Origin of the sequence: Agrobacterium sp. S7/73 (genome assembly GCF_019355535.1) — a bacterium.
In the GTDB taxonomy this organism is placed as follows: Bacteria; Pseudomonadota; Alphaproteobacteria; order Rhizobiales; family Rhizobiaceae; genus Agrobacterium; species Agrobacterium tumefaciens.
The window spans coordinates 3,008,007-3,033,849 of the sequence record NZ_CP072136.1 but is presented as its reverse complement, the minus strand read 5'-3'; the positions used below and the strand labels follow the sequence as shown (position 1 = coordinate 3,033,849).

The window sequence follows — 25,843 nt, the reverse complement described above, 5'->3', positions numbered from 1 at the left end:
CATCTGTGTTGTCGGATATCAATCGGCCTTGCCGGTGAACCGCCCCTTGAAAGCTACGTCCGAAAGGGGGAGGCGCTTGCTGGGCACTTCCCGTTCTGCCAGATCGTCAGGAAGAACAGCCTTGTCGGTCAATGTGCCGATGGCAACTGCGGCCTCCACCTTATATCCATCCGGAACATCAAGCTTTTCCACGATCTGGTCTTTAAATATGCCTGCCATGCCATGGGCGTGGTAACCGAGCAGATGCGCCTGCATGGCGACTGAAAACCATGCCGCACCGGCATCGAAGGAATGGGTCGCTGAAGGTTTTTTCTCACCCTCTCGTGAAATATTGTGGTCGCGGGAAAGTATGAAGAGTAGCACCGAGGCATTTTTTGCCCAGCGCTGGTTTCCTTCCATCAGCAGTTCCACGAAGAGCGGCCAATCCTCGCTATCCTTGTGCGCGTAGACAAACCGCCACGGTTGCTGGTTGGATGCCGATGGCGCCCAATGCGCGGCATCGAGAATGGTCAGCAGATGCTCGTTTGGCATCGCATCTCCATCGAATGCGCGAGGAGACCACCGATCGAGGAAGAGTGGATCGACTGGATATTCGGATTGCCGGGAATTGCTGTTCGTCACGGGCGTGTCCTTTTGATTGTCGGGAGGGAAAAGGTATTTTTCGAAAGTCGAAGCAGTCAAGGGGTGACAAGTATGAATGTATCGTTCATATATGCATCACCTTGTCTGACAACCGGGAGAGAGTTCCATGAAATTGATGCGCGTTGGCCAGCCTGGCCAGGAAAAACCTGCGATCCTCGACGCGGAAGGAAAAGTCCGCGATCTGTCTGCTCATGTCAAAGACATCGGCGGTGAAGCCATTTCTCCGGAAGGCCTGAAGAAGATTGCCGCCATCGACCTCGGCACTCTTCCCGTAATCTCCGAAGAGCGCATTGGCGCTTGTGTTGCCGGAACCGGAAAATTCATCTGCATCGGCCTCAATTTCTCTGACCACGCCGCTGAAACCGGTGCGACCGTACCGCCGGAACCGGTCATTTTCATGAAGGCGACCTCGGCAATCGTCGGTCCGAACGATAACGTTGTCATTCCGCGCGGTTCTGAGAAGACCGACTGGGAAGTCGAACTCGGCGTCGTCATCGGCAAGACCGCGAAATATGTATCTGAGGCCGATGCTCTCGACTACGTCGCCGGTTATTGCGTTTCGCACGATGTTTCTGAGCGCGCTTTCCAGACGGAGCGTGCCGGACAGTGGACCAAGGGTAAATCCTGCGACACCTTCGGTCCGATCGGCCCCTGGCTGGTCACGAAGGACGAAATCACCGATCCGCAGAACCTCGGAATGTGGCTGAAGGTCAACGGCCAGACAATGCAGGACGGCTCCAGCAAGACCATGGTTTACGGCGTGGCGCATGTCGTTTCCTATCTCAGCCAGTTCATGTATCTGCATCCCGGCGACGTCATTTCCACCGGCACGCCTCCCGGCGTCGGCATGGGCCAGAAGCCCCCGCGTTACCTCAAGACCGGCGATGTTGTTGAACTCGGCATTGAAGGCCTCGGTTCCCAGAAACAGACCTTCGTTGCCGACATCTGATTATCAACAAACGTTCAACTGAAATTGAGGCGCCGGAGGGAAACCACCGGCGCCTTCGATTTTGTGCAGTTGCGAAAAGCTGCTATGGTCAAAAAAAGAGCTTGATCCGCGAGGAGGCGTAATCAGTGTTCTACCACCTCTATGAAATGAACCATGCGGCGATGGCGCCACTGCGCGCCGGTGCCGATATGATGCGCCAGGCATGCAGCAATCCTTTGAACCCGCTTTCCAGCACCGCCTTCGGGCGAAGCCTCGATGCAGGCTTTGAGGTATTCGAGCGGCTGACGCGCCGTTACATCAAGCCGGAGTTCGGTTTGGCGACTACCACCGTCGATGACCGGACCGTTGCCGTCACTGAAGAGATCATCTGGTCGCGTCCCTTCTGTAATCTCGTTCATTTCAAAAAAGAACTCGATGCGGCCCGCAAACCAGATCCGAAGGTGCTGCTGGTGGCGCCTATGTCAGGCCACTACGCCACATTGCTGCGGGGAACGGTCGAGGCGCTGCTGCCATCGGCGGATATCTATATCACCGATTGGATCGATGCCCGCATGGTGCCAGTCACCGAAGGGACATTCGATCTCGACGATTACATCAGCTACGTCATCGATATGCTGCGCGAGATCGGGCCCGGCGCCCATGTGGTCGCTGTTTGTCAGCCCTCGGTTCCGGTTCTGGCCGCAGTGTCCCTGATGGAAGCCGATGGTGACGGTTTCGCGCCTGCATCCATGACGCTGATGGGCGGTCCGATCGATACGCGCATCAATCCCACAGCCGTCAACGGTCTGGCCACGGCCAAGCCAATCGAATGGTTCCGCGACAACGTCGTCATGCAGGTACCGTGGCCGCAGCCGGCTTTTGGCCGGAATGTCTATCCCGGCTTCCTGCAATTATCCGGCTTCATGTCCATGAACCTCGACAAGCACATGACGGCACACAAGGATTTCTACCTTAACCTCGTCAAGAACGACGGCGATTCCGCTGAGAAGCATCGCGATTTTTACGATGAATATCTGGCCGTGATGGATTTGACGGCGGAGTTCTACCTGCAGACGGTGGAAACCGTCTTCATCGAACACGCGCTTCCCAAGGGAAACATGCAGCATCGGGGCAGGGCGGTCGATCCCGCTGCCATTCGTAACGTCGCGCTGTTCACCGTGGAAGGCGAAAACGACGATATTTCCGGTGTCGGCCAGACCAAAGCCGCACACGATCTTTGCCGGAACATCCCCGATGAAAAGCGTGGGCACTACATGCAGCCCGACGTCGGTCACTACGGCGTTTTCAACGGGTCGCGTTTCCGCAAGGAGATTGTGCCGCGCATGGTGGAATTCATCCGCAAGAACCAGACTGTCTAGCGCTGGAAGCCAGGCGATGCCGCGCATTTGCGTGGCCAAGCCGGTGTCGAATCGGCTATGAACAGTCCATGTTTTCGTTCCTCAGAAAATCCGTGAAGTCGCCGGCGCCGAAAAAGGTAGCGCCCAGCCAGCGCACCGTCGAGGTGGCTGGCCGTCATGTGCCCATTACGGTGAAGGAAAATCCGCGCGCCACGCGCATCACCTTGCGCATCGAACCCGGCGGCCGGGCTCTGAAGCTGACGATCCCGATGGGGCTTCACCATGGCCAGGTGGATGATTTTCTCGAAAGGCATCAGGGCTGGATTGAAGGCAAGCTTTCGAAAATCAGCCCAGATGACGGTTTGCGTCATGGTGCGTCGGTTGATATTCGCGGCGTATCCCATCGCATCCATCACACTGGCAGCCTGCGTGGCCTGACTCATATCTCCAAAGACGAGGACGGCACGACGGTATTGAAAGTCAGCGGAGCGCCCGAACACCTGCGCAGACGGGTGGCCATTTTTTTGAAAAAGGAAGCGAAGGCTGATCTGGAGAGGCTTGTTGCGGTTCACGCGAGCGCGGCCGGAAAGCCCGTGCGATCCATCAGCATGAAGGACACCCGCAGCCGCTGGGGTTCGTGTTCCCATGATGGAAATCTGAGTTTCTCGTGGCGTATCGTCATGGCTCCGGAAAAGGTCATCGATTATCTCGCAGCCCACGAGGTCGCGCATCTGCGGGAAATGAACCACGGCCCGAAATTCTGGGCTCTGTGCGAAAAACTCTGCCCGCATACGCAGGAAGCCAAGGAATGGCTGAAACGTCACGGCTCTAAACTCCACGCCATCGATTTTGATTGAAAGTGGAGGCGTGCATCGCCATCTGGATTCACGTGAAACATTCCATGGAAAACGGGTGCGATTTGGCTCGACTCTTGTCGCATTTCGTGTCAGGTCGCGGGTATGAAACCGGATATCAAGATTTGCGGATTGAAGACACCGGAAGCGCTGGAGCGTGCCGTCAGGCGCGGCGCCTCCCATGTCGGCTTTATTTTCTTTGAAAAGAGCCCCCGCAACATCGAGCCCGATATCGCCGGCAGGCTGGCGGAAGCCGCCCGTGGCGCCGCAAAGGTTGTCGCCGTTACCGTCAATGCCGACAATGATGATCTGGACGAGATCGTCGATCTGCTGAGACCGGATATTCTGCAATTGCACGGCAGTGAAAGCCCGGAGAGGGTGCTGAACATCAAAGCACTCTACGGACTTCCGGTAATGAAGGCGCTTTCCGTTCGCGACGCCGCTGATCTTGCCAAGATTGATCCCTATATAGGTATAGCCGACCGTTTCCTGCTGGATGCCAAGGCGCCTGCGGGTTCCGATTTGCCGGGCGGCAACGGAGTAACCTTCGACTGGACCATCCTGCGCTCTCTTGACGGAAGTATCGATTACATGCTTTCCGGGGGATTGAACAAGGACAATGTCGCGGAGGCTCTGGCCGAAACCGGAGCTGGCGGACTGGATTTGTCGTCCGGTGTGGAGAGCGCGCCGGGCGTCAAAGATCTTGCGATGATTGATGCATTCTTCGATGTGGTGAATGATTGGTCGAAAGGCCCAAAGGGAGCTTGAAGTGAACGACGCGCCAACACCCAATTCTTTCCGCGCCGGTCCCGATGAGGACGGCCGTTTTGGCATTTACGGAGGCCGCTTCGTTGCCGAAACGCTGATGCCGCTTATTCTGGATTTGCAGGCGGAGTGGGAGAAGGCAAAGACCGATCCCGAGTTTCAGGCAGAACTCAAATATCTCGGCGCTCATTACACTGGCCGCCCCAGCCCGCTTTATTTCGCGGAACGCCTGACGGCCGAACTGGGCGGCGCCAAGATCTATTTCAAGCGCGAAGAGCTGAATCACACCGGCTCGCACAAGATCAACAATTGCCTTGGCCAGATCCTGCTTGCCAAGCGCATGGGCAAGACCCGTATCATTGCCGAAACCGGTGCCGGCCAGCACGGCGTTGCCTCGGCGACCGTCGCCGCACGCTTCGGCCTGCCCTGCGTCGTTTATATGGGCGCGACGGATGTTGCCCGTCAGGCGCCGAATGTTTTCCGCATGAAGCTTCTGGGCGCTGAGGTAAAGCCGGTAACGGCTGGCCACGGCACTCTGAAAGATGCCATGAACGAGGCGCTGCGCGACTGGGTCACCAATGTCGACGACACCTATTACCTGATCGGCACAGCTGCCGGCCCGCATCCCTATCCGGAAATGGTTCGCGATTTCCAGGCCGTCATCGGTGAGGAAGCAAAGGCACAGATGCTGGAGGCGGAGGGCCGTCTTCCGGATATGGTCATTGCGGCTGTCGGCGGTGGCTCGAATGCCATCGGCATCTTCCATCCTTTCCTTGATGACAAGAGTGTCCGTATCGTCGGCGTCGAGGCTGGCGGCAGGGGTCTTTCGGGCGAGGAGCATTGCGCTTCGATCACGGCCGGTTCGCCGGGCGTTCTGCACGGAAACCGCACCTACCTGCTTCAGGACGCGGATGGCCAGATCAAGGAAGGCCATTCCATCTCCGCAGGTCTCGATTATCCCGGCATCGGCCCTGAGCATTCCTGGCTGAACGATATCGGCCGCGTGGAATATGTACCGATCATGGACCATGAGGCGCTGGACGCCTTCCAGATGCTGACGCGCCTCGAAGGCATCATTCCCGCTCTGGAGCCAAGCCACGCGCTGGCGGAAGTCATCAAGCGCGCACCGAAGATGGGCAAGGATGAGATCATCCTGATGAATCTTTCGGGTCGTGGGGACAAGGATGTCCACACCGTCAGCAAGTTCCTCGGAATGGAAATGTAAGACCATGACTGCACGTATGGACAAGCGCTTTGCCGATCTGCGCGCTGAAAACCGCCCGGCTCTGATTACCTATTTCATGGGCGGCGACCCGGATTTCGAAACCTCGCTCGGCATCATGAAGGCCCTGCCGGAAGCAGGCGCCGACGTTATCGAGCTCGGTATGCCGTTTTCCGACCCGATGGCGGATGGCCCGGCGATCCAGCTGGCAGGACAGCGCGCGCTGAAAGGCGGCCAGACGCTGAAAACCACGCTCGATCTCGCCCGCGAGTTCCGCAAGGACGACGACGCGACCCCGATCGTGATGATGGGATATTACAATCCGATCTACATCTACGGCGTCGACAAATTTCTTGACGATGCGTTGGCGGCTGGCGTCGATGGTCTGATCGTTGTCGATCTGCCGCCTGAAATGGATGATGAGCTCTGCGTGCCCGCCTTGGCGCGCGGCGTGAATTTCATCCGTCTCGCCACCCCGACGACAGATGGCAAGCGCCTGCCGACCGTTCTTAAAAACACCTCAGGTTTCGTTTATTACGTATCGATGAACGGTATTACCGGTTCCGCACTGCCCGATCCCTCGTTGATCTCTGGCGCGGTCGGTCGTATCAAGGCGCATACGGAACTGCCGGTTTGCGTCGGTTTTGGTGTCAAGACGGCCGATCATGCCAAAGCGATCGGTGCCGTGGCGGATGGCGTGGTGGTCGGTTCGGCCATCGTCAACCAGATTGCCGGCAGTCTGACGAAGGACGGGCAGGCAACCGCCGATACCGTGCCATCCGTCACGACGCTGGTAAAAGGACTTTCAACGGGCGTGCGTGCGTCGCGCCTTGCCGCTGCGGAATAAGTGCGCGGCCCAGTCAGGAGTAGTCAGTTGAACTGGATCACCAATTACGTACGGCCCCGGATCAATTCCATGCTTGGCCGCCGCCCGGAGGTTCCTGAGAACCTGTGGATCAAGTGCCCGGAAACGGGCGAGATGGTCTTCCACAAGGATCTGGAAGATAACAAGTGGGTCATTCCGGCTTCCGGTTACCACATGAAGATGCCGGCAAAGGCGCGTCTCGTCGATCTTTTCGATGGTGGCGTCTATGAGGCCTTGCCGCAGCCGAAGGTGGCGCAGGATCCGCTGAAGTTCCGCGATTCCAAGAAATACACCGACCGTCTGCGCGACAGCCGCACGAAGACCGAGCAGGAAGATACTATCCTTGCCGGCGTTGGCCTCCTGAAAGGCCTGAAGATCGTTGCCGTTGTGCATGAATTCCAGTTCATGGGCGGTTCTCTCGGCATCGCGGCCGGAGAAGCCATCGTTAAGGCGTTCGAGCGCGCCATTTCAGAGCGTTGCCCGCTGGTCATGTTCCCGGCCTCCGGTGGCGCCCGCATGCAGGAAGGCATTCTGTCGCTGATGCAGCTGCCGCGCACCACGGTTGCTGTCAACATGCTGAAAGAAGCAGGCATGCCCTACATCGTGGTTCTGACGAACCCGACGACGGGTGGCGTCACTGCTTCCTACGCCATGCTGGGCGACGTGCATATTGCCGAGCCGGGCGCCGAAATCTGCTTTGCGGGCAAGCGCGTGATCGAGCAGACCATTCGCGAAAAGCTGCCTGAAGGCTTCCAGACATCGGAATACCTGCTGGAGCACGGCATGGTGGATATGGTGATCGATCGCCGCGAAATTCCCGATACGCTGGCAAGCCTTCTCAAGATCATGACGAAGGCTCCGGCAGAAGCAAACGCGGTCATTCCGCTTGCGGCTTCGGCCTGACGGAAAAATATGTCGCCCGGAGGCGGGAAGCGCCTTCGGGATGACGTTATACGTTGCATGATTTCATCTCGGGTGCGGCGGACAAATGGCCAATACAACGCCTGAAAGGCGAACAGAAGATATGACGAAGCCCGCAATCGGCGAGGCCGAACAGATCATCGAAAAGCTGATGCAGCTTCACCCCAAGGGTTTTGATCTTTCACTGGACAGAATTTCCCGTCTTCTGGAAAAACTAGGCAGCCCTCAGAAAAGGTTGCCGCCGGTTATTCATGTCGCAGGCACCAACGGCAAGGGTTCGGTTACGGCCTTTTGCCGCGCATTACTGGAGGCGGCAGGACTTTCCGTGCACGTTCACACCTCTCCGCATCTCGTGAACTGGCATGAACGTTATCGCATCGGCGTTTCCGGCGAAAAAGGCCGTTATGTCGATGATGCCGTCTTTGCGGATGCGCTGCGCCGCATCGAAGCTGCCAACGGCGGCCAGATGATAACGGTTTTCGAAATTCTGACCGCCGCGATGTTTCTGCTTTTCGCGGAGCATCCGGCGGACGCTGCCGTGGTCGAGGTTGGGCTCGGTGGGCGCTTCGATGCGACCAATGTGATCAACAACCCGGCCGTTTCCGTTATCATGCCGATATCGCTCGATCATCAGGCCTATCTCGGCGACCGGGTGGAACTGATTGCCGCTGAAAAGGCCGGCATCATGAAGTCGGGTTCCCCTGTCGTCATTGGTCATCAGCAGTATGATGCGGCGCTGGATACCCTCGTTTCCACGGCTGAGCGTCTTGGTTGCCCGGCATCAGTCTATGGGCAGGATTTTTCCGCCCATGAAGAATTCGGCCGTATGGTCTACCAGGATGAATTCGGCCTGACCGATGCCCCGCTGCCACGTCTTCCCGGTCGCCACCAGCTTGCCAATGCCGCTGCCGCGATCCGGGCCGTCAAGGCTGCCGGTTTTGAGGTGACGGAGCGGATGATCGAAAAGGCCATGACAACAGTGGAATGGCCCGGCCGTCTTCAGCGTGTCCTAACCGGAAAAATCGCTGAAATCGCTCCGAAGGATGCGGAAATCTGGATCGATGGTGGTCACAACCCAGGCGCGGGCGAAGTCATTGCCGAGGCAATGGCGGGGTTTGAAGAAAAGACACCGCGCCCGCTCTTCATCATTGCCGGCATGATCAACACCAAGGATCCGGTGGGTTATTTCAAGGCTTTCGCCGATATCGCGGAGTATGTCTTCACGGTTCCAATCGGCGGTACAGATGCCGCGATCGATCCCGTCGTGCTTGCCCATGCGGCCTTTGATGCCGGTCTGGTTGCGGCACCTACATCTTCGCTGACCGAGGCGCTGGACGAGCTATCGCGTCGCTTCGATCCCGAAGGGCCGCCGCCGCGCATCCTGATTGGCGGCTCGCTTTATCTTGCCGGAAACGCGCTTGCATTGAACGGTACGGCTCCCGAATAAAAAAGCCCGGCATCGCTGCCGGGCTTTTCTTTATTCCATGGAAAATTGCTTACGCGGCGCCGGAAATCCAGGCCGAAAGCGCTGTCTTGGGCGCAGCGCCGACCTTGATGTCAGCCACTTCGCCGCTCTTGAAGATGGCAAGAGTCGGGATGGAGCGAACGCCGAACTGGGCAGCCAGTTCCGGGTTTTCGTCGATGTTGAGCTTTGCGACCTTGACCTTGCCGGCAAGCTCGGACGAAATTTCTTCAAGGCTCGGCGCGATCATTTTGCACGGACCGCACCATTCGGCCCAGAAATCCACCACGACGGGTTCGGAGGATTCGAGGACTTCGGACTGGAAGTTGGCGGCGTCGACTTTTACGGTAGCCATATCTGGCTCTCCTTTCAGTGAATCTTTTCCACTATCGATGTGATGCGGGCGCGTCGAAATTTCAATGCCCCGGTATCTCACTTTGTCTTTATTGCGGCAAGGGCTTGCATCATGGCATCGTCACCAACCGTCATAAAAGCGGCATTTTCCGTATAAATCAGCGCGCAGACAAATTCCTTGCCGGGATAAAGCGGTGACAGAATTTCGCGATAGATGGCAAGCTGTGCCGTGTGGGAGAAGGGTATCTCGTGCCAGTCGCGCGGCGGAACTCGGTTCGTCTTGTAATCGACCAGAATGACGCGGTCGCCATCCACTGCCAGCCGGTCGATACGGCCGGAAACCGCATAATGCTGCCTGCCGATCGTCATGGTCCCCATAGTGGAAACTTCTGCGCGGCTATTGGGCGAAAATGCCGGCTGCACCGCTGGTTCGGACATGACCCGCAAAACCGCCCGTATCAGATGTTCGCGCTCGGCAGTCGGCCAGAACCGTGCGGCGCGTTCGGCATAGCGGCGGGCTGCCTCTTCCCGCTCACTCTCGGCAAAATCCGGCAGGGCCTGCAGCATGCGATGCACCAACCGACCGCGTTGCAATGCCAGTGAGGAGACATCGGCTTTTTCGCCGAAAAGCGGCGAACGCACAGCAAGATCGTCCGCACCGTCATCAATGATGGTGCCCGCGCCGGAAGGGCTGAGTGGCCTCGGCAATGATGGCAGGGCGGGCAAGGGGGTAAGAAGCCCCGCCGGAAGAGCATATTCTTCTTGCGTCTGTGGTTCAGGCAGCCTTTGCGGAGCGGGGGTCGAACGAGCATCGGACTTGCGCCAGACAAGCCCCTGCCACTCTTCACCATCGGCCATAAACTGTTGCGGTTGGCAGTGCTTTTCATTGTCGGCGAGTGCTGCCTTGACGATGGCGTGCCAGCATTCGGGATTTTCCTTCTGGCCGCGATAACCGCAAACGACCAGATGATCGGCGGCACGTGTCATCGCCACATAAAGCAGCCGGCGATATTCGTCTTCCGCGGCCGTCTTCAGGCGTTCCTCATCGGCGCGAATGAGATGATTGGAAAAACCGCTGCCAGGCAGCCAGACGGGGAAGGCGTCCCCGTCTGCTTCGACGAAGCGCAGTTTAGGGACATGGCTGTGGTTGAAGGCCTTCGAACCGCCATCGACCACAAAAACGACCGGCGCTTCAAGACCCTTGGAGGCGTGCACGGTCATGATCCGCACTTCACCGCGATCCTTGTCCTGTTCGCGTTTCACCTCCGGCGAATCCGTTTCCAGAACGGATAGGAAGGCTTGCAGGCCGGGCAAGCCGGTCCTTTCATGGTCAAGCGCAAAGGACAGGAACTCGTCCAGAACATCGCTCGCCTCGTTGCCGAGACGACCCAGGAATTTTTTGCGCCCGTCATGCAGGGTCAGAACCGCAGCGAAGAAATCATGCACCGTTGCCGTTTTCGAAAGCCCGATAAAGTTCTTAAGCTTGTTGGCGACTGCGAAGAAGCGGCTGTTCTCGTCTTGCGAAAGCGTCTGCAATCTTTGCCACACGCTCTCCGTATCGGATCGCGTGGCAGCGACATCGAAAACATCGTCTTCGGAGAGATTGAAAAGCGGGCTTTTCAACAGCGCGGCCAGAGAAAGGTCATCCTCAGGCAGCACGACAAAACGGCCAAGCGCCAGAAGGTCCTGCACGGCGATGTGATCGGTCAGGCGAAGACGGTCGGCACCGGCGACTGGAATATTCTTGCGCCGTTTCAGCTCACGGGTCAGCGCATTGACGAAAGCATGGCGTTTTCTGACCAACACAAGAATATCGCCGGGCTCAATAGCGCGTTCCACGCCCTTTTCGATGATTGTCTGGTTGCCGATCATGCCGGCAATGCGTGAGGCGATCCGGCGGGCAACGATGGTGGCCGGCGCGCTTTCCCGAAGTGCATCGAAAGGCGCCGTCCAGTCTTCTTCGTCCTCGGCGGTTTCCGGCGCCACCATATCCCAGACTTCCACGGTGCCGGGGTGGCCGGCGCGGTTGGAGCGGTGTTCGACTGGCTCGTTATCGGCGCTGAGGCCGCTGGCATTTTTAGGGTCCGAAAAGACCTGATCGACGGCGGCCAGCACATCTTCCGTGGAGCGGAAGGACAGCGGCAGGCGGATGCGGTGAAATGCCTGCTCCACCGAATCGACACGCCTTTTGGTCTCGTCGCGCTCCTGCGAAAACCGCTCCGGTCGTGCGCCCTGGAACGAATAGATCGATTGCTTTTCATCACCCACGGCAAAAAGCGTGCGCCGCCCCATGCGGGCGCTCTCGCCGCTGAAGAAGTCCGCCGCCAGCGACTGGATGATCGACCATTGCACAGGGCTGGTATCCTGCGCCTCATCGACGAGGATATGGTCGATACCCTGATCTAGCTTGTAATGTACCCAGGCGCCCGCCGTATCGCGGTTGAGGAGATTGGCGGCGCGCTCGATCAGATCCTCAAAATCGAGCTGGCTTCGCTGCTTTTTCAGATCCTCGAAATCGCCGATCAGTCTCTCAGCCAGAACAAGCGCGCATTTCGTCGCCTCCAGCATTCGCACCAGACGATAGCGGTTACGACAGGCCACGACATGGTCCCGCGCAAGCGTCAGCGCGTCGACGAGATCGGGTGCGGATTTCTGCATGCCCTTGTTGATGACATAGGCATCGGATTTTTTCTCGCCCTTGGCTGTCAACAGCGCAGCTTCGATGAATTCCATGCGCCGCACGGAATCCGTCTGCCGTTTCGCTTCCCGCAGGGCATAAGCGACATCTATGACGCGCGATCCGCCCACTTCATCGGCAAGCGTCAGATAGGTATCGAGGGAAAGCCCAGAGAGACCTGGCAAGGGCCAGAATGCCGCCGCTGCCGTTTCTTCGGTTTCACCCGCGTCTATCTGCATTGCCTGCCGCAATTGGGCATCGATGCCATCAGCCTGTTTTGCATCGATCAAAAAGGCACGAAGGGCGCTGCGATTGGCGATGATGGCGGTGAGTAGCGATTCGAGCCCGCTTTCGTCCGCCAAATCAAGCACATAAGCGAGAGACCGCGCGAGATCGGTGTCTCCCTCCGTCGAAACCGCCGTTAAAAGCGACCGACGTGCCTCGGCCAGCAGGGTTGTTGCGGCGCGGTCATCAAGAACGGAGAAGTGGCCGGCGACATTGGCCTCCAGCGGGAACTGATGCAACAAGGCTTCGCAGAAGGCGTGGATCGTCTGGATCTTCAGCCCACCGGGCGTTTCCAGCGCCTTGGCGAACAGCCGCCGCGCTTCGGCCAGCTTGATGCGATCCGGCATCTTTCCTTCGATGGCAGCGACGCGATCCCCAAGATCGTTATCCGGCAACGTAACCCATTCCGCCAGACGGTCGAAAACGCGGCTCGACATTTCGGACGCCGCTGCCTTGGTATAGGTGAGGCACAGAATTGCGGAGGGTCGGCACCCGGCCAGAAGCAGACGGATGACGCGCTGGGTCAGCACATGGGTCTTGCCGGAACCGGCATTGGCCGAAACCCAGGCGGAACTTGCCGGATCGGAGGCGAGCCGCTGCCGGTCGCTCGTCCAGTCTATCCAGCTTTGCGGGGTGTCCGTGGCAGGCCCGTGATCGATAGGGTCAATCATCATCGCCGTCTCCCGGTTCTGCCGTCGACCATTCCGAAACGCGGGCGAGGTGGTCATATTCCCCACCGTAGGATTGTTGCTCCTCCGGCACCAGCCGCGAGGCAAAACCGTTTTCGCCATCACGCAGCGAACGCACGAACTTGGCCAGCTGATCGATTGATTCGGTTGCCAGCTCAATTGCCGATTTCGGGGCTTTTTTGCCACCCCGGTTGGAGTGTTCGTTATTCACCTGGTCGGCAAAAAAACGGGTACCCGGCCGCAGGCGCACATAGATAAGGTTTTCCGGTGTCTGCGAACCCGCCTCGCGGAAGGCGCCCCGCATCAGTGCTGCCGCTTCCAGCGCGAGCTGCGGGTCGAGCAGTGCGCGCGCCTGATTGACTGAAGGCGCAAGCCCCGTTTTGTAGTCGATAATATCCGCCTGACCGCCGGTCTTGATATCTATGCGGTCGGCGATGCCGGTCAGCCTTATGCCTGCCTCGGGAATTTCCTGTCCGGCACGCGCCTCGAAAAAGCTGCGGCGGATGGATGGATGTCGTTCTTTCTCCCAGTCGATGAAGGCGCGTGCCACCGCCTCGAATCGCGGGCGCCAGATGACATCGACATGTGCAGGAAGATCTTCCGCGTCGAAACTTTCATCCAGAATACGCTGCATGGCCGCGAGCGATGCCGGCGTGCCGGGAATATGCCCCTCGCGGGAATAGCGCTCGATGATTGCATGATAGAGCGTGCCACGGTCGGCGGCATTGGGATCGCGGTTGAAGCCATCAAGCGGGTTGAGCTTCAGGATACGCCGCGCGTAGATCGAATAGGGGTCACGGCGCAGCCTGCCCACTTCGCTGAAGGAATAGCTCTTCGGCTGCAAGTCGGCCGGCGGTTTGGGGGCAGGGCGCTTTGCTGCTTCCTGGTCGATGCTCGCATCCATCAGGGCTGCCCAGTGGCGATAGGTCTCGCCGCGCTTCTTCAGCTGGTCGGCAAAATCCTCGCCGCCGAGTGCCAGCAACCGTTGCAGCCAGCGTGATGCGACTGCGGGTGTCGAGCCCTGTCTGAGCGCGCGGCTGTAGAAAATCTGCCGTGTCCCGTTCGCCATCTCGAAATCGTGCGCCAGCTGGCCGATGCGCCGCTCCGGCGGTTCCAGACCGATGGCTGTCTTCATGTTGCGGGACAGAAACGGGTTGTTTGCCGTCTGGCCCGGCCAAAGCCCTTCATTGAGACCGCCGATCACGACAGTGTCGACGCTTTGCAGTCTTGCCTCAAGGGCACCGAAAATGAAAACGCGCGGATGGCGCATGGATCGCGGCTTGATCGATTCGCCAGCAACCAGTGCCGCGAAGATATCAGCCCATTGCGGACCATCCGCATCCAGGATTTCGCCGCTTTCCATCAATTCGCCAAACAGGCCCGAAAGCTTGTCGCCTGCCTCGCCGGACCAGAGAGTGGCAAGATCGTTGTTGTCATCCGCGCAGATGGCTTCGATTACCCGGCCCGTCCGCTCGGCCCAATCGGAAAGCGGCAATTTGTCCGTGAAAGACCGGCCTGAGCGGTCGCGACGAACGAATGCGCTGCCAAGCGGCTCTGTCGAAACGGCGATCCGGCGTGCCAGATCGCGCGCGGCGTCTACGCTTCCCTCGGGCAGTGCCAGCCTCCAGGCAGGCGGATGCCGGTCATCACGCTGCGCCGCCAGTTGCGCATCGAGAACCGCCTCCAGATTGCCGATTTCGGTTTCGACGCGGCCGCCTCTAAGTGCGATCAATTCCAGCGCCTTTGATGCTTTTGTAAAAGCCTCCAGCGAAAGCCCGAAACGGCTGAGCGGATGTTTCAGAAGGGAAATGACCGGCACCGGATCTCCGGGCCTGAGGATCGCTTCCAGTGCGAGTTGCGTCAGTCCGGCCTGCGGCGTGGCGGAAAGCGGCGTACCGGCGGAATCGTCGGCTTCGATACCGAAGCGCTGCAATTCCGTCGCCACGCGCCTGGCCAGTCCGCGATCGGGCGTGATCAGCGCGGCCTGAGACGGGCGGCCAGCGCCCGGCGCTTCAAGCGCCAGCCGCAGCGCCACCGCAATTGCGGTTGCCTCTTCGCGTTCGTTGGCAGCTTCTATCAGGGTCGCTGCCGCAAAAGCATCGTCGAAAAATCCGGGTTGCTTGTCCTCACGCCAGCGGTTCCAGTCACTGGTGGATTTGGCAGGAGCAAGTGCTGCCGAAAAAACCGCCGCGCGTTTTTCAAGATCGCTATCGATAGCGCCAATCTGAACGACATCGTCTCGCATGATATCGAGCTTCTGCAACAGCATGTAGAGCCCGTATTGCGAATGGGTGCGGCTTGAAGGATCGGTAGGGTCCTCGGCAATAGCCTCCCATTGTTCCTCCGGCATCGTGAGATCGAGGCCCGGAAGCACGACGACGCCCTGGGGCAGGGAGGCGACGGAGGCGATAAGGTCTGCTGCTGCCGGAATTGAGCCCGTGGAGCCCGCAACGATGATCGGTCCGGTGTCCGGCAGGTTGGCAAGCCGGTTCGCCTCTGCCCTCAGGATACCGTTGCGATGTCGGCCTGCGGAAGTTCGATTGAGTTCGGCAAGACGGGCGGGCCAGAACACGCTGGCGATTTTCAGGAAATCCGCCGTCAGCTGCCACCATTGGGCGTGATCGCCGGTATCGAGATGCGCGAGCGCCTCCCATTCCTTTTCTTCCGTATCCATCGCATCGATCACTTCGCCAAGCGCGCGCGCCAGCCATATGGCGTCGGCAGGGCTGGCGGGGGCGACCAGTGGTGAGTCCGAATGGATGGCCCTGATGGCGTCCGGCAGGCTGTTGCGCCATGCCAGAATGAGGCGCGCCAGCTCGATTTGCCGGCCGGTGCCGGAAATCGGGGGCGCCAGATCCATGATCTCAGGATTTTCGATCTCGAAGAAGCCGCTGTCGTCATCGGTTTCGCCGAGCGGCCGGATCAGTGGCAAAATGGCGGAACGACCGCCCAGAAGATCGACAAACTCTGAGCGCAGCACGCGGGCGGAGCGCCGGGTCGGAACATAGATCGTCACCTTGGCAAGCGAAAGCGGATCCGCAGGGTCGTATTTATAGCCGGCTGTCAGTGTCCCGTCACACAGCGTTTCCGCGAGCGTTTTGAGGAACGGTGTTCCCGCAGCGATCGTCAGGACGCGCTTTGCGTGATGGGTCAAAGTCATGCAGAGCGCTTTTCCCTGAATTGCCGGATGATACTTTCGGCATCGTCTATCGCATCGGGAGTGCCGACGGTGATCCAGTGGCCATCCAGTGAAAGCCCGAAAAGCCGGTCTTTCTCGATGGCGCTGTCGAAATAGATATTCAGGTTGAAAGCATCCCCCGGCGCATCATCCAGCAGGTGCGAATCCATGGCTATGGCCCCGGCATAAACCACCGGGTTCGTGTCCCCGTCGCGATACCGCGCCAGTCTACCATCCGACGAGAGGTTGAAATCCCTCTTGCCGTTATGACCGGTGGTACGGTCCATATCGACGCAAAGCATCGCCATATCCATGCGCGTGGCATCGAAGAATTGTGCAAGCTTGCGCAGGTTGCTGACGGCATTCAGCTGTTCGCCAATCCAGAAAAGATCGGCATTCATGACGAAGACGGAACCTGGCTCCAGAAGTTTCAGGCCCTTGGCAAGTCCGCCACCGGAATTCATCAGCTGCGACCGCTCGTCGGAAATCAGGATTTCGGCGTCGGTACGGGTTTCAAGATGGGCGATCATCTGATCGGCATGGTGATGGACGTTGACGACGATCTTCTCGGCGCCGGCCTCGACAAGGGCGTCGAGCGCGTAGTCGATCATCGGTTTGCCGGCGATCTTGACGAGCGGTTTCGGGATCGTATCCGTGATCGGGCGCATCCGGGTGCCGAGCCCGGCGGCCAGCACCATCGCGTTCTTGATCGTCATCGTGGTCAACCGTCTTTCAGTCTTTAAAATTCCATGCCCATATGGACGCACCAGTCTTTGAGCGGTGCAAGTTCGGGATGCGAAAGCGCTGCGGAAAGATAGCGAAACGTCCTTGGCATATGTTTCATATAACCGGGTTTGCCATCGCGTTCCAACAGCCTTACCCAGATACCGGCCAGTTTGCAGTTGCGCTGCGCCGACATGATGGCGAAAGCCTTGAGAAAGGACGCCTCATCGAAGGACGGCTCGTCTCGTCTAATGTCGAGATAGTGCGAAAGCAGGCGTTCCTGCAGTTCGGGCGAAATGGTAACCCGCGCATCCTGCACGATGGAGGCGAGATCGTAGGCCGTCGGGCCGATCATCGCGTCTTGAAAATCGATCAGTCCGACTTGCCGGATGCCTGCATTATGCTCTTGCCAGAGAATGTTGGGCGAATGGAAATCGCGCAGAAGTAGCCCGCTTTCGCAGCCACTGAGCGCGTCTATCAGGCCGTCCCAGAGAGCATAATAGTCACGCTTCTCGGTATCGGACAGTGATTTGCCGCGTTTGTGGGGCAGATACCATTCCACCAGCAGCGACACCTCGATCTTCATCGCCGGTCGATCGAAAGGAGGCACTTCGTAGGTGCTGCCGTCACCAACTGGCAGCTTGCGCGGTGTCGGAGCTTTATGAAGGGCGGCGAGGCAGGCGACGCTTTGCAGATAACGTTCCTCAATCGGCGTTCCGTCGGGCGCAAGCACCCCCTCCCGCCCGAGGTCCTCCAGGAGAAGAATGCCCTGATCGGTATCCGCCGCCAGTATTTCAGGCGCGCGAAAGCCGCTATTTCGCAGATAATTGCCGATCGCCACGAAGGAACGGGCATCCTGGGCAAGATGGGCGATTTCCGCATAGGTCTTGCCATCAGCAACGATCGCACCTCTCAAAGGGCGTCGCCAGTCCATCAGGATAAGGTCCGGACCATCGGTGGAAATGGTCTCATAGGCGCGTGTGGAAGCATCGCCGCTTAGGAAATGGCGGGTCGCATCGCCCTTGCCATTTTTCGCAAGAAAATCGCGAATGGCGAAAACGCGCTCAAGCCGTGCTTTCTGTTTCGCGGGAGCATCGATTACAGCCCGACGCCCGTCACCGGAGTGTTCCAGTCGCAGGCTGATGGTCTGGTTTTGCGGGAGGATTTCGGCGGCGATATCAGGCCACTCGATCAGGCAGATACCGTCTTCCAGCATCTCGTCGATGCCGAGTTCGTCCAGTTCCGAGACGTCAGACAGTCGGTATAGATCAAGATGGGCAACGGGAATACGTGTTGGATAGGTCTGGATGATCGTGAATGTGGGGCTTGGAACTTCAAGATCACGTGCATCCGCCATCGCCCGGATGAAGGCGCGGGCGAGAGTGGATTTGCCCGCGCCGAGATCTCCGATCAGCGCGAGGCAATCGCCAGCTCCCAAAGCCAGCGCCAGATCTTCGCCTAACCGGATGGTGTCCTTTTCCCCATTGAGGGAAAGGGTGATCGGCAGGATATCGTCACTCATTCTGCGGCGATGGAATGCGGGTGCACACCCGAAGGAATGCGGCAGGTGACGATGGTCCCGTTGCCGGGCCGGCTGTCGATGCTGACAGTGCCGTGATGCAGGCTGACGAAGCTTTCCACGATAGAAAGGCCAAGGCCAGCGCCGGTCCGCCGCCCGCCGTTGCCGCGCGTCTCGAAGCGGTCAAACACGGCCTTGAGCATGTCTTCGGGGATACCCGGTCCCTTGTCCGCCACCGAGAACAGGAAGTCACCCTCGCTGCGCTGGCATGAAAGCTGAACGGAAGACCCTTCCGGCGCAAAATTGATTGCATTGGTGAGGAGCTTGATGAGGATCTGCTTCAGGCGCTGGTGATCCGCCACCAGACTGCCGAGATGCGCGGGTGCGACGATCTCGAGCGAAATACCGCTTTCCTGTAGCCGGTCGGCAATCTGCACCGAAACGTCGTCGAGCAATTCGTTGAGATCGTTTTCCGAATAGTTCAGCTGCATGATGCCAGCATCGACGGTCGCGAGATCGAGGATGTCGTTCACGATGGTCAGAAGAACCGAGGAAGAGGTGGAAATATGGTCGAGATATTCCGCCTGCCGGTCCGTCAATTCTCCAATACCCGGGGTCTTCAGGAGATCGGTGAAGCCGATGATATTGGTCAGCGGCGAGCGCAACTCATAAGAGACGTGCTGCACGAAATCGTTCTTCAGCTCGTCGGCCTTGAGCAGTGCGTCGTTCTTTTCCTTGAGCGCCCGCTCGGCCCGCACGCTGTCAGTCATGTTGACGAATGTCAGCATGGTCTGCGCATCCGGCAGCGGAATAATGGCGTAGTCGAGGACCAGGCCGGAGAGCAGCTCCAACGTTCCCTGTCTCGACGGGCGTTCATCGTCAAAGCTGGTGATGAACTGGCTGAAAGAGCGCCAGCCATCCGGCTTGTCGTAGGATTGCGTGCAGGCGGCCTCAACGGCGCGGATATGGGTTCCAGTTTCCGCCTGCTCGGCGGTAACGCCCCAGAGGGCCCTGAATGCCGGGTTGGAAAGGCGAATACGTCCGTCCGCACCAAACACGGCGACACCTTCGGCCAGATGGTCGATGGTTTCGCCCTGCACCTTCACCAAGGTGTTGTAACGCATCTGTAGATCGACCTGTTCGGTCAGGTTCTCGAAGACCCATGTCGCGCCGCCCTGCGGGTGGGCGGTCGCGATAACCCGCAACGTCTGGCCGTTGGGCAGGTGCCACAGATCGGTCTTGGTATCGAGAGAGCGGTAAACGGAGAGTGCCGTCTCTTTCCAGTTTTTCCAGTTCAGCTGCTCGGGCAATTTGCCGGCGGTGCGCAGCCTGTCGAGAAGCTCGGAATTATCTGGGCCGGATTCCAGAAAAACCAGATCGAAGCCCCACAGGGTGGCAAAGGCCTGATTGTAGAATTGCAGCCGCTGCCGGCCGTCGAAAATGGCGACGGGCGTTGCGAGATGATCCAGCGTTTCGGCGTGGCTTTTCAGAACCCGCTTCATTTCCTCGCGGGTGGTTTCCGCTTCGGTGGCATCGATGGCGATGCCTGCAGAACCGCCCGCCGTCTTGATATCGACAACGTCGAAGAAGGTACGGTTTCCGGAAACCACCGTCGAAATGCGATCGTGGTAGGGGGAACTCGGCGTGGCAGCCGCACGTATCTTCTGCCGGGTAACGGTGTTCAGAAGCTCGCGTTTCTCCTGAATGGTCTGTTCGGCATCGCGCGCATCCACAGCGTGCGCATAGGCGTGGTTCACCCATATGAGTTCGCCTTCGCCATTGCGCCGCCAGACGGGCTGTTCGATCGAATCGAGAAGTTCCTGAAAGGTGGAGACCGAGGCGATCAGGCGCTCGCGCTCCACCTGCAATTCGGCCAGTTCGGCGCGCAGGTTGTTGAGGGCGACGAAACGCGCGAAGGCATTGCCGCCGGAAACCCGGCCTTGAACTTCAATGACTTCGCCGCGCTGCGTCTCGATCGTCAGATCGAAACTCTGTGCGTGGCTGCGAAGTTTTTCGAGGGATTTTTCAAGCTGGCTCGCGGATGATGGCTTCAGCCAGCGCCCGAAGGCCAGAAAATCGTGATCCGCCTGCGGTGCGCCCGTCTCTACGGGCAGCTGCCCCAGAAATTCGGGGCGCTTGTCCACGCCGTCCCAGATGACGATGCGCCGGCTCTTGTCGGAGATAAGCGCCTCGTATTTCGCGATCTTGTGGTGGGATTCTGCCAGCGCCTTGCGGTATTCACCGCTCTCCGCCTCGATATTACCGCGCTGGCGCACCAGCCAGACGACGGAAAACAGCGTTGCCGAAAGCATGCCGACAAAAAGCGAATAGGTGATGGTTTCTCCGGATGAAAACAGCCGCGCGCCGGTCTTTGCGATAAGACCGTCCTGCGCCAGCGCCACATTTGCAGAGCCGGCGAGAACCGTGCCGGACATCAGGACGGGAAGCCGCGAAAAGCCTGTCCGCACAGCACTGATCGCCAGCCGGCAACGCGCCATGGCCGCGCCCAATGCCACGCCAGCATGCGTGTTTTCAACGCGTTGAACTGTCTGCTCGCGCAGATCCGAATTGTGAACCGTCATCCCCGGTCTGTCTCCGTCCTATGTGCCGCATCTTCGACAAGACATCCCATTTCGTCCCCGCCGCCCTTTGGCGTGTCCGAATCAAGTTCGATGACAATACCGTCTTCATAAATCTGCGGAAAGGGAGCGCGCAAAAAAGATGCCGCGCGCTTTGTCAAGCGCACGGCATCTACATATTGTGTAATTTCAGTGGATATTAACTATGAAATTAATATCTGTAGTGTTCTGCCTTGAACGGACCCTGCTTCGAGATGCCGATATAATCAGCCTGAAGGTCGGAAAGTTCTGTCAGGCGCACGCCAAGCTTCTCGAGATGAAGGCGTGCGACCTTTTCGTCGAGGTGCTTCGGCAGCACGTAGACTTCGTTCTTGTATTCACCCGGCTTGGTGAAAAGCTCGATCTGGCCCAGCACCTGGTTGGTGAACGACGCCGACATGACGAAGGAAGGGTGACCTGTGGCATTGCCAAGGTTCAGCAGGCGGCCTTCGGACAGCAGGATGATGCGGTTGCCCTTCGGGAACTCGATCATGTCGACCTGCGGCTTGATGTTTGTCCACTTGAGGTTACGCAGCGAAGCGACCTGAATTTCATTGTCGAAATGGCCGATATTGCCGACGATGGCCATGTCCTTCATCTCGCGCATGTGCTCGATGCGGATAACGTCCTTATTGCCGGTGGTGGTGATGAAGATGTCAGCGGAAGACACAACGTCTTCCAGGCGAACGACCTCGAAACCGTCCATGGCGGCCTGAAGCGCGCAGATCGGGTCGATTTCCGTGACCTTCACGCGGGCGCCAGCGCCCTGCAGCGAGGCGGCGGAACCCTTGCCGACATCGCCGTAACCGCAGACCACGGCAACCTTGCCGGCCATCATCACGTCGGTGGCGCGGCGAATGCCGTCTACCAGCGATTCCTTGCAGCCGTATTTGTTGTCGAACTTGGACTTGGTGACGCTGTCGTTAACGTTGATGGCCGGGAAGGGCAGGAGGCCCTTCTTGGCAAGATCGTAGAGACGATGAACGCCTGTCGTCGTTTCTTCCGTCACGCCCTTCAGCGCGTCACGCTGCTTGGTGAACCAGCCGGGGGAAGCCTTGAGGCGCTTGTTGATCTGCGCGAAAAGAATTTCCTCTTCTTCCGAACCGGGGTTGGAAAGAACGTCCTCACCGGCTTCGGCGCGCGCGCCGAGCAGAATGTACATGGTGGCATCGCCGCCATCATCGAGGATCATGTTGGAGAGGCCGCCATCGGTCCACTGGAAGATCTTGTCGGTATATTCCCAATATTCCGTCAGGCTCTCACCCTTTACCGCGAAAACAGGAATGCCGGCCGCTGCAATAGCTGCTGCGGCATGGTCCTGCGTCGAGAAGATGTTGCAGGACGCCCAGCGGATGTCCGCGCCCAGTTCCTTCAGCGTCTCGATGAGGACACCGGTCTGGATCGTCATGTGAAGAGAACCGGTAATACGTGCGCCCTTCAGGGGCTTGCTCTCGCCGAATTCCTTGCGGCAGGACATAAGGCCAGGCATTTCGGTTTCGGCGATGTCCAGTTCCTTGCGGCCGAATGCGGCAAGGTTGATATCGGCGATGATGTAGTCCTTCTCAAGGCTCATGAAGTTCTCCAGATCAGAAATGCCATGCCTGCTGGCCCGGCTTTTAAACGTAGCAGCGGTTTAGCAGGCCAAAAACGATCTGGCAATAACGATATAAAGAAGTCTTTATGTCTTTATATGGAGGTGGGGTCAGGCTTCTTCGCCGAAGCGGTCGGCAACAAGTGCCTCGAGTGCGGCGAGCGCCTCTTCCGCCTGGTTGCCGCTCGCCTCGACATAGACACTGCATCCCGGGCTGGCCGCCAGCATCATCAGACCCATGATGGAGGTGCCGCCAACGGTCATTCCGTCCTTCGACACCGTAATCGTCGCGTCGAAACCCTCGACCATCTGCACGAATTTTGCAGATGCCCGGGCGTGGAGACCGCGCTTGTTGATGATCGGCAATTCCCGGGAGTGAGGCGACATGGGGCTGACTTCTTATTTGCCGCTTAAAACGCGGCTGGCGACGTTGATGTATTTGCGACCGGCGTCGGATGCGTCCTGGAGCGCCTTGTCCATGTTGTCTTCGCTGCGAACGCCTGCGAGTTTTATCAGCATGGGAAGATTGACCCCGGCGATGACTTCGACATTGCCGTTGTTCATGACGGAGATGGCAAGATTGGACGGTGTGCCACCGAACATATCCGTCAGAATAATGACGCCATTTCCATCATTGACGCGCGTAACGGCGTCGATGATATCCTGCCGGCGCTGATCCATGTCGTCTTCGGGACCGATACAAACCGTCTCGATCAATTTCTGGGGACCGACGACATGCTCCAACGCATGGCGAAACTCCTCAGCCAGCTTGCCATGGGTGACAAGCACTAGTCCGATCATGAAATGCTCCCTTGCACACGCACTCTCATTGCCGACTATCGCAACGCGGCAATCCTGTCCATCGGTGGGATTTCATCTTGATGAGGAAAATGCGAATCGCAAGCCTAAAATCGCCTGAATCATGGTCACTTCACGTTCGTTTTAAAAAGATTTTGAGCAAGTGCAGCAAATTTTCCATAGGGCGTAAGACTGGAAAGCGGAATACGCAGAAGCGGAAGATGCCCGCCGCAGGGCAGCAACAACACCTCGTCATCTTCCGGAAATCTTGGATTTTCCGGTGAAAGAACTGTCGTAACAGCGAAATTTAGTCCGGCGCTCGGGACGCTGTTGACGTTAACGATGCCGCTGCCGCGCAATTCCAGTAGTCCGGCAATCGCTTCCGGCCGCTCGGCGATAATGTTTTCGCCGTCGCGATACACGAAAATCTGATCATCCGCGATCAGTGCCGCCGGCAATCCGCATCGTTGCGCCTCCGTCAGAAAGCTGAAAGCAAGCTCGCTTTTGCCGCTGCCGGACGGTCCGGTGAAGAGAATGCCGGTGTTGTCGACGACAATGGCGGTTGCGTGCAGGTTGAAGCGTTCAGCGTTCATGGGTTTCGGCCGCCGGCAGCGACAGGGTGAAGCGCGCGCCTGATATCACACCGTATTTGTCGACGACATTTTCTGCCCTCAGGCTGCCGCCATGGGCTTCGGCGATCTGGCGGCTGATGGAAAGGCCAAGGCCGGAATTCTGGCCGAAACCTTCGCTTGCCGGTCGGTCGGTGTAGAAGCGCTCGAAAATCCGGTCGATATCCTCGGCCTGAATGCCGGGGCCATTGTCTTCCACCTGCACGATGCAGCGGTCCTTGTGACGGGAAAGGCGCACGGTGATGCGGCCGCTTTCCTCGGAAACGAAAGAGCGCGCATTCTCGATCAGGTTGGTGACGATCTGCCCGATGCGAAGATCGTGACCGTTCACGACGAAGGAGGTTTTGGCTCCCGCCTTCCGGTCGGCGACATAGTCGATCGCCACGCTCTTTTTCTTTGTGCTGATCTGGCGGGAGATATCCACCAGACCCTTCATAAGAACGTCGAGATCCAGCGGCGATGCATCGACACGCGCCAGTTCGGCATCGAGCCGCGAGGCATCCGAGATATCGCTGATGAGGCGGTCGAGGCGGCGGACATCGTGGAAGATGATCTCGGTCAGCCGCTGTTTGGACTCTTCCGTCTTGGCACGCGGCAGGGTTTCCACGGCGCTGCGCAGCGAAGTCAGCGGGTTCTTGAGCTCGTGGCTGACATCGGCGGCGAAACTTTCGATTGCGTCGATACGGTCGTAAAGCGCCGTCGTCATTTCACGAAGCGCTATGGAAAGGTTGCCGATTTCATCCTGACGCGCCGAAAAGTCCGGTATTTCTTCACGGGTTCTGGCCCCGCGACGCACGCGGATCGCAGCCGCCGAAAGCCGCCGGAGCGGCGTGGCGATGGTGGAGGACAACAACAGGGAAAGTACGATGTTGACGAGCGTGGCGATGCCGAACACGCGCATGATGGCAAGGCGCTCCGCATGCACGATCTTGTCGATATCGCCGGCCTGCGTGGACAGGAGCAGAACCCCGAGCACGGCCCGGAAGCGCTGCACCGGCACGGCGACCGAAACGATCAGCTCACCCTTTTCGGTAACGCGAACGACTGCGCCGCGCACGCCGGTCAGCGCATTCATTACCTCCGGATAGATCGAGCCGTCGCCACCTGGCGCTTCCTTGTATTGCGGCAGGCTGCTCGGTTGCAGCATGCGGTTGAACATGCTGGTGAACCATTCACCCCAGGTCTGGGTTTCCGGCGTCACCGGCGGCAGATCGAAGCGCAGGACCTGGCCGCGGGAATAGAGATGGCGGGAATCGAGAAGCAGGTTGGCATCGGCATCGAAAAGCCGAGCGCGGGTCCGTGTCGGCGAAATCAGCCGGCGCAGCACCGGCGCCACCCGTTCCGGATTGATCGGGAAACTCAAGTCCTCGTCATTGGGGGCGGGCGTTATGCTTTGCCCCGCCTGCAATTCCAGCAGCTTTTCCGGATTGATGGTGATGGAGTTGGTATCCACCGAGGCGGAGGCCGAGATGGCGCCGGCGATGATCTCGCCCTGCGTCAAAAGGCTTTCCACCCGCGCATCGATCAGCCCCTCGCGGAACTGGTTGAGGTAGAGAATGCCGCCGACCAGAACGACCGTCGCGGCCACGTTGAAGAAGAGGATGCGGCGCGTGAGGCTGGAAAACACCGCATTGCCAAAAATGCGTCGGACGATCGTCAGCGGATGGATACGATGGCGGCGTTCGCTGCCGCGATCTTCGGCATCGTCACTGTCCGAGACGTTTTCCGGCGTTTTCTTCAACAAGTCTATGTCCTCGCCACCACA

General features: G+C 58.7%; 20 protein-coding genes. 8 read left to right on the top strand and 12 right to left on the bottom strand.

The genetic code is table 11. From position 1 onward, the window contains the following. Window positions 1-18 precede the first annotated feature (18 nt). Entirely contained in the window at window positions 19-621 is a 603-nt protein-coding gene (locus J5276_RS15010; RefSeq protein WP_112153950.1) for a nitroreductase family protein, read from the bottom strand. 127 nt (window positions 622-748) lie between these two features. On the opposite strand from J5276_RS15010, the gene J5276_RS15005 reads away from it, so the two are divergent. The 8 genes from J5276_RS15005 to J5276_RS14970 all read left to right on the top strand — a co-directional run bounded on the left by J5276_RS15005 (window position 749) and on the right by J5276_RS14970 (window position 9,002). Continuing rightward, complete coding sequence (locus J5276_RS15005) at window positions 749-1,591, top strand: fumarylacetoacetate hydrolase family protein (RefSeq protein ID WP_209159557.1); 843 nt, start codon at window positions 749-751, stop codon at window positions 1,589-1,591. Window positions 1,592-1,716: 125 nt separating this feature from the next. Then, a complete protein-coding gene (locus J5276_RS15000; protein WP_038489221.1) occupies window positions 1,717-2,949 on the top strand; it encodes a polyhydroxyalkanoate depolymerase in 1,233 nt (410 codons plus the stop codon). 68 nt (window positions 2,950-3,017) lie between these two features. After that, entirely contained in the window at window positions 3,018-3,785 is a 768-nt protein-coding gene (locus tag J5276_RS14995) for a M48 family metallopeptidase (RefSeq protein ID WP_019565941.1), read from the top strand. 102 nt (window positions 3,786-3,887) lie between these two features. Then, entirely contained in the window at window positions 3,888-4,550 is a 663-nt protein-coding gene (locus J5276_RS14990) for a phosphoribosylanthranilate isomerase (RefSeq protein ID WP_003516340.1), read from the top strand. Window position 4,551: 1 nt separating this feature from the next. Next, on the top strand, window positions 4,552-5,772 hold the full coding sequence (gene trpB / locus J5276_RS14985) for a tryptophan synthase subunit beta (protein ID WP_019565940.1): 1,221 nt from the start codon (window positions 4,552-4,554) through the stop codon (window positions 5,770-5,772). Between the two features lie 4 nt (window positions 5,773-5,776). Further along, window positions 5,777-6,616 carry a tryptophan synthase subunit alpha gene (trpA, locus tag J5276_RS14980; protein ID WP_112153941.1) on the top strand — a complete coding sequence of 280 codons (840 nt, stop codon included), beginning with the start codon at window positions 5,777-5,779 and terminating at the stop codon, window positions 6,614-6,616. Window positions 6,617-6,643: 27 nt separating this feature from the next. Further along, complete coding sequence (gene accD, locus J5276_RS14975; RefSeq protein WP_013635186.1) at window positions 6,644-7,537, top strand: acetyl-CoA carboxylase, carboxyltransferase subunit beta; 894 nt, start codon at window positions 6,644-6,646, stop codon at window positions 7,535-7,537. Between the two features lie 85 nt (window positions 7,538-7,622). Further along, complete coding sequence (locus tag J5276_RS14970) at window positions 7,623-9,002, top strand: folylpolyglutamate synthase/dihydrofolate synthase family protein (RefSeq protein ID WP_174002930.1); 1,380 nt, start codon at window positions 7,623-7,625, stop codon at window positions 9,000-9,002. A 49-nt stretch (window positions 9,003-9,051) separates the two neighbouring features. Here J5276_RS14970 and trxA read toward each other — a convergent pair whose 3' ends face one another. From trxA to chvG, 11 genes are all read right to left on the bottom strand, one after another. Then, window positions 9,052-9,372 (bottom strand): thioredoxin, encoded by a 321-nt coding sequence (gene trxA / locus J5276_RS14965; RefSeq protein WP_003516334.1) that lies wholly within the window; start codon window positions 9,370-9,372, stop codon window positions 9,052-9,054. 77 nt (window positions 9,373-9,449) lie between these two features. Continuing rightward, window positions 9,450-13,007 carry a double-strand break repair helicase AddA gene (gene addA, locus J5276_RS14960; RefSeq protein WP_112178791.1) on the bottom strand — a complete coding sequence of 1,186 codons (3,558 nt, stop codon included), beginning with the start codon at window positions 13,005-13,007 and terminating at the stop codon, window positions 9,450-9,452. Then, on the bottom strand, window positions 12,997-16,182 hold the full coding sequence (gene addB, locus J5276_RS14955) for a double-strand break repair protein AddB (protein WP_111803836.1): 3,186 nt from the start codon (window positions 16,180-16,182) through the stop codon (window positions 12,997-12,999). The genes addA and addB overlap by 11 nt, the downstream gene beginning before the upstream one ends. Further along, the gene (locus J5276_RS14950) at window positions 16,179-16,916 is read right to left on the bottom strand and encodes a nucleotidyltransferase family protein (RefSeq protein ID WP_111790529.1); all 738 of its coding nucleotides are present in this window, start codon (window positions 16,914-16,916) and stop codon (window positions 16,179-16,181) included. The genes addB and J5276_RS14950 overlap by 4 nt, the downstream gene beginning before the upstream one ends. A gap of 23 nt (window positions 16,917-16,939) precedes the next feature. Then, window positions 16,940-18,445 carry a tRNA (adenosine(37)-N6)-threonylcarbamoyltransferase complex ATPase subunit type 1 TsaE gene (gene tsaE, locus J5276_RS14945; RefSeq protein ID WP_065705037.1) on the bottom strand — a complete coding sequence of 502 codons (1,506 nt, stop codon included), beginning with the start codon at window positions 18,443-18,445 and terminating at the stop codon, window positions 16,940-16,942. Next, entirely contained in the window at window positions 18,442-21,024 is a 2,583-nt protein-coding gene (locus J5276_RS14940) for a PAS domain-containing sensor histidine kinase (protein WP_112153943.1), read from the bottom strand. The genes tsaE and J5276_RS14940 overlap by 4 nt, the downstream gene beginning before the upstream one ends. Before the next feature lie 208 nt (window positions 21,025-21,232). Continuing rightward, a complete protein-coding gene (gene ahcY, locus J5276_RS14935; RefSeq protein WP_003516323.1) occupies window positions 21,233-22,633 on the bottom strand; it encodes an adenosylhomocysteinase in 1,401 nt (466 codons plus the stop codon). Between the two features lie 129 nt (window positions 22,634-22,762). Continuing rightward, complete coding sequence (locus tag J5276_RS14930) at window positions 22,763-23,038, bottom strand: HPr family phosphocarrier protein (protein WP_003516321.1); 276 nt, start codon at window positions 23,036-23,038, stop codon at window positions 22,763-22,765. 12 nt (window positions 23,039-23,050) lie between these two features. Continuing rightward, the gene (locus J5276_RS14925; protein ID WP_003516318.1) at window positions 23,051-23,452 is read right to left on the bottom strand and encodes a PTS sugar transporter subunit IIA; all 402 of its coding nucleotides are present in this window, start codon (window positions 23,450-23,452) and stop codon (window positions 23,051-23,053) included. A 125-nt stretch (window positions 23,453-23,577) separates the two neighbouring features. Next, entirely contained in the window at window positions 23,578-24,042 is a 465-nt protein-coding gene (locus J5276_RS14920) for an HPr kinase/phosphorylase (RefSeq protein ID WP_065705034.1), read from the bottom strand. Next, window positions 24,032-25,822 carry a two-component system sensor histidine kinase ChvG gene (gene chvG, locus J5276_RS14915; protein ID WP_112153944.1) on the bottom strand — a complete coding sequence of 597 codons (1,791 nt, stop codon included), beginning with the start codon at window positions 25,820-25,822 and terminating at the stop codon, window positions 24,032-24,034. Before chvG ends, J5276_RS14920 begins: the two co-directional genes overlap by 11 nt. Window positions 25,823-25,843: the final 21 nt, after the last annotated feature.

What these genes read in the sequence shown, in the direction of transcription:
- J5276_RS15005 (WP_209159557.1), top strand. Translation starts at nt 749, where the DNA reads ATGAAATTGATGCGCGTTGGCCAGCCTGGCCAGGAAAAACCTGCGATC.
- J5276_RS14995 (WP_019565941.1), top strand. Translation starts at nt 3,018, where the DNA reads ATGTTTTCGTTCCTCAGAAAATCCGTGAAGTCGCCGGCGCCGAAAAAG.
- J5276_RS14990 (WP_003516340.1), top strand. Translation starts at nt 3,888, where the DNA reads ATGAAACCGGATATCAAGATTTGCGGATTGAAGACACCGGAAGCGCTG.
- trpA (WP_112153941.1), top strand. Translation starts at nt 5,777, where the DNA reads ATGACTGCACGTATGGACAAGCGCTTTGCCGATCTGCGCGCTGAAAAC.
- J5276_RS14970 (WP_174002930.1), top strand. Translation starts at nt 7,623, where the DNA reads ATGGCCAATACAACGCCTGAAAGGCGAACAGAAGATATGACGAAGCCC.
- trxA (WP_003516334.1), bottom strand. Translation starts at nt 9,372, where the DNA reads ATGGCTACCGTAAAAGTCGACGCCGCCAACTTCCAGTCCGAAGTCCTC.
- addA (WP_112178791.1), bottom strand. Translation starts at nt 13,007, where the DNA reads ATGATGATTGACCCTATCGATCACGGGCCTGCCACGGACACCCCGCAA.
- addB (WP_111803836.1), bottom strand. Translation starts at nt 16,182, where the DNA reads ATGACTTTGACCCATCACGCAAAGCGCGTCCTGACGATCGCTGCGGGA.
- J5276_RS14950 (WP_111790529.1), bottom strand. Translation starts at nt 16,916, where the DNA reads ATGACGATCAAGAACGCGATGGTGCTGGCCGCCGGGCTCGGCACCCGG.
- tsaE (WP_065705037.1), bottom strand. Translation starts at nt 18,445, where the DNA reads ATGAGTGACGATATCCTGCCGATCACCCTTTCCCTCAATGGGGAAAAG.
- J5276_RS14940 (WP_112153943.1), bottom strand. Translation starts at nt 21,024, where the DNA reads ATGACGGTTCACAATTCGGATCTGCGCGAGCAGACAGTTCAACGCGTT.
- ahcY (WP_003516323.1), bottom strand. Translation starts at nt 22,633, where the DNA reads ATGAGCCTTGAGAAGGACTACATCATCGCCGATATCAACCTTGCCGCA.
- J5276_RS14930 (WP_003516321.1), bottom strand. Translation starts at nt 23,038, where the DNA reads ATGTCGCCTCACTCCCGGGAATTGCCGATCATCAACAAGCGCGGTCTC.
- J5276_RS14925 (WP_003516318.1), bottom strand. Translation starts at nt 23,452, where the DNA reads ATGATCGGACTAGTGCTTGTCACCCATGGCAAGCTGGCTGAGGAGTTT.
- J5276_RS14920 (WP_065705034.1), bottom strand. Translation starts at nt 24,042, where the DNA reads ATGAACGCTGAACGCTTCAACCTGCACGCAACCGCCATTGTCGTCGAC.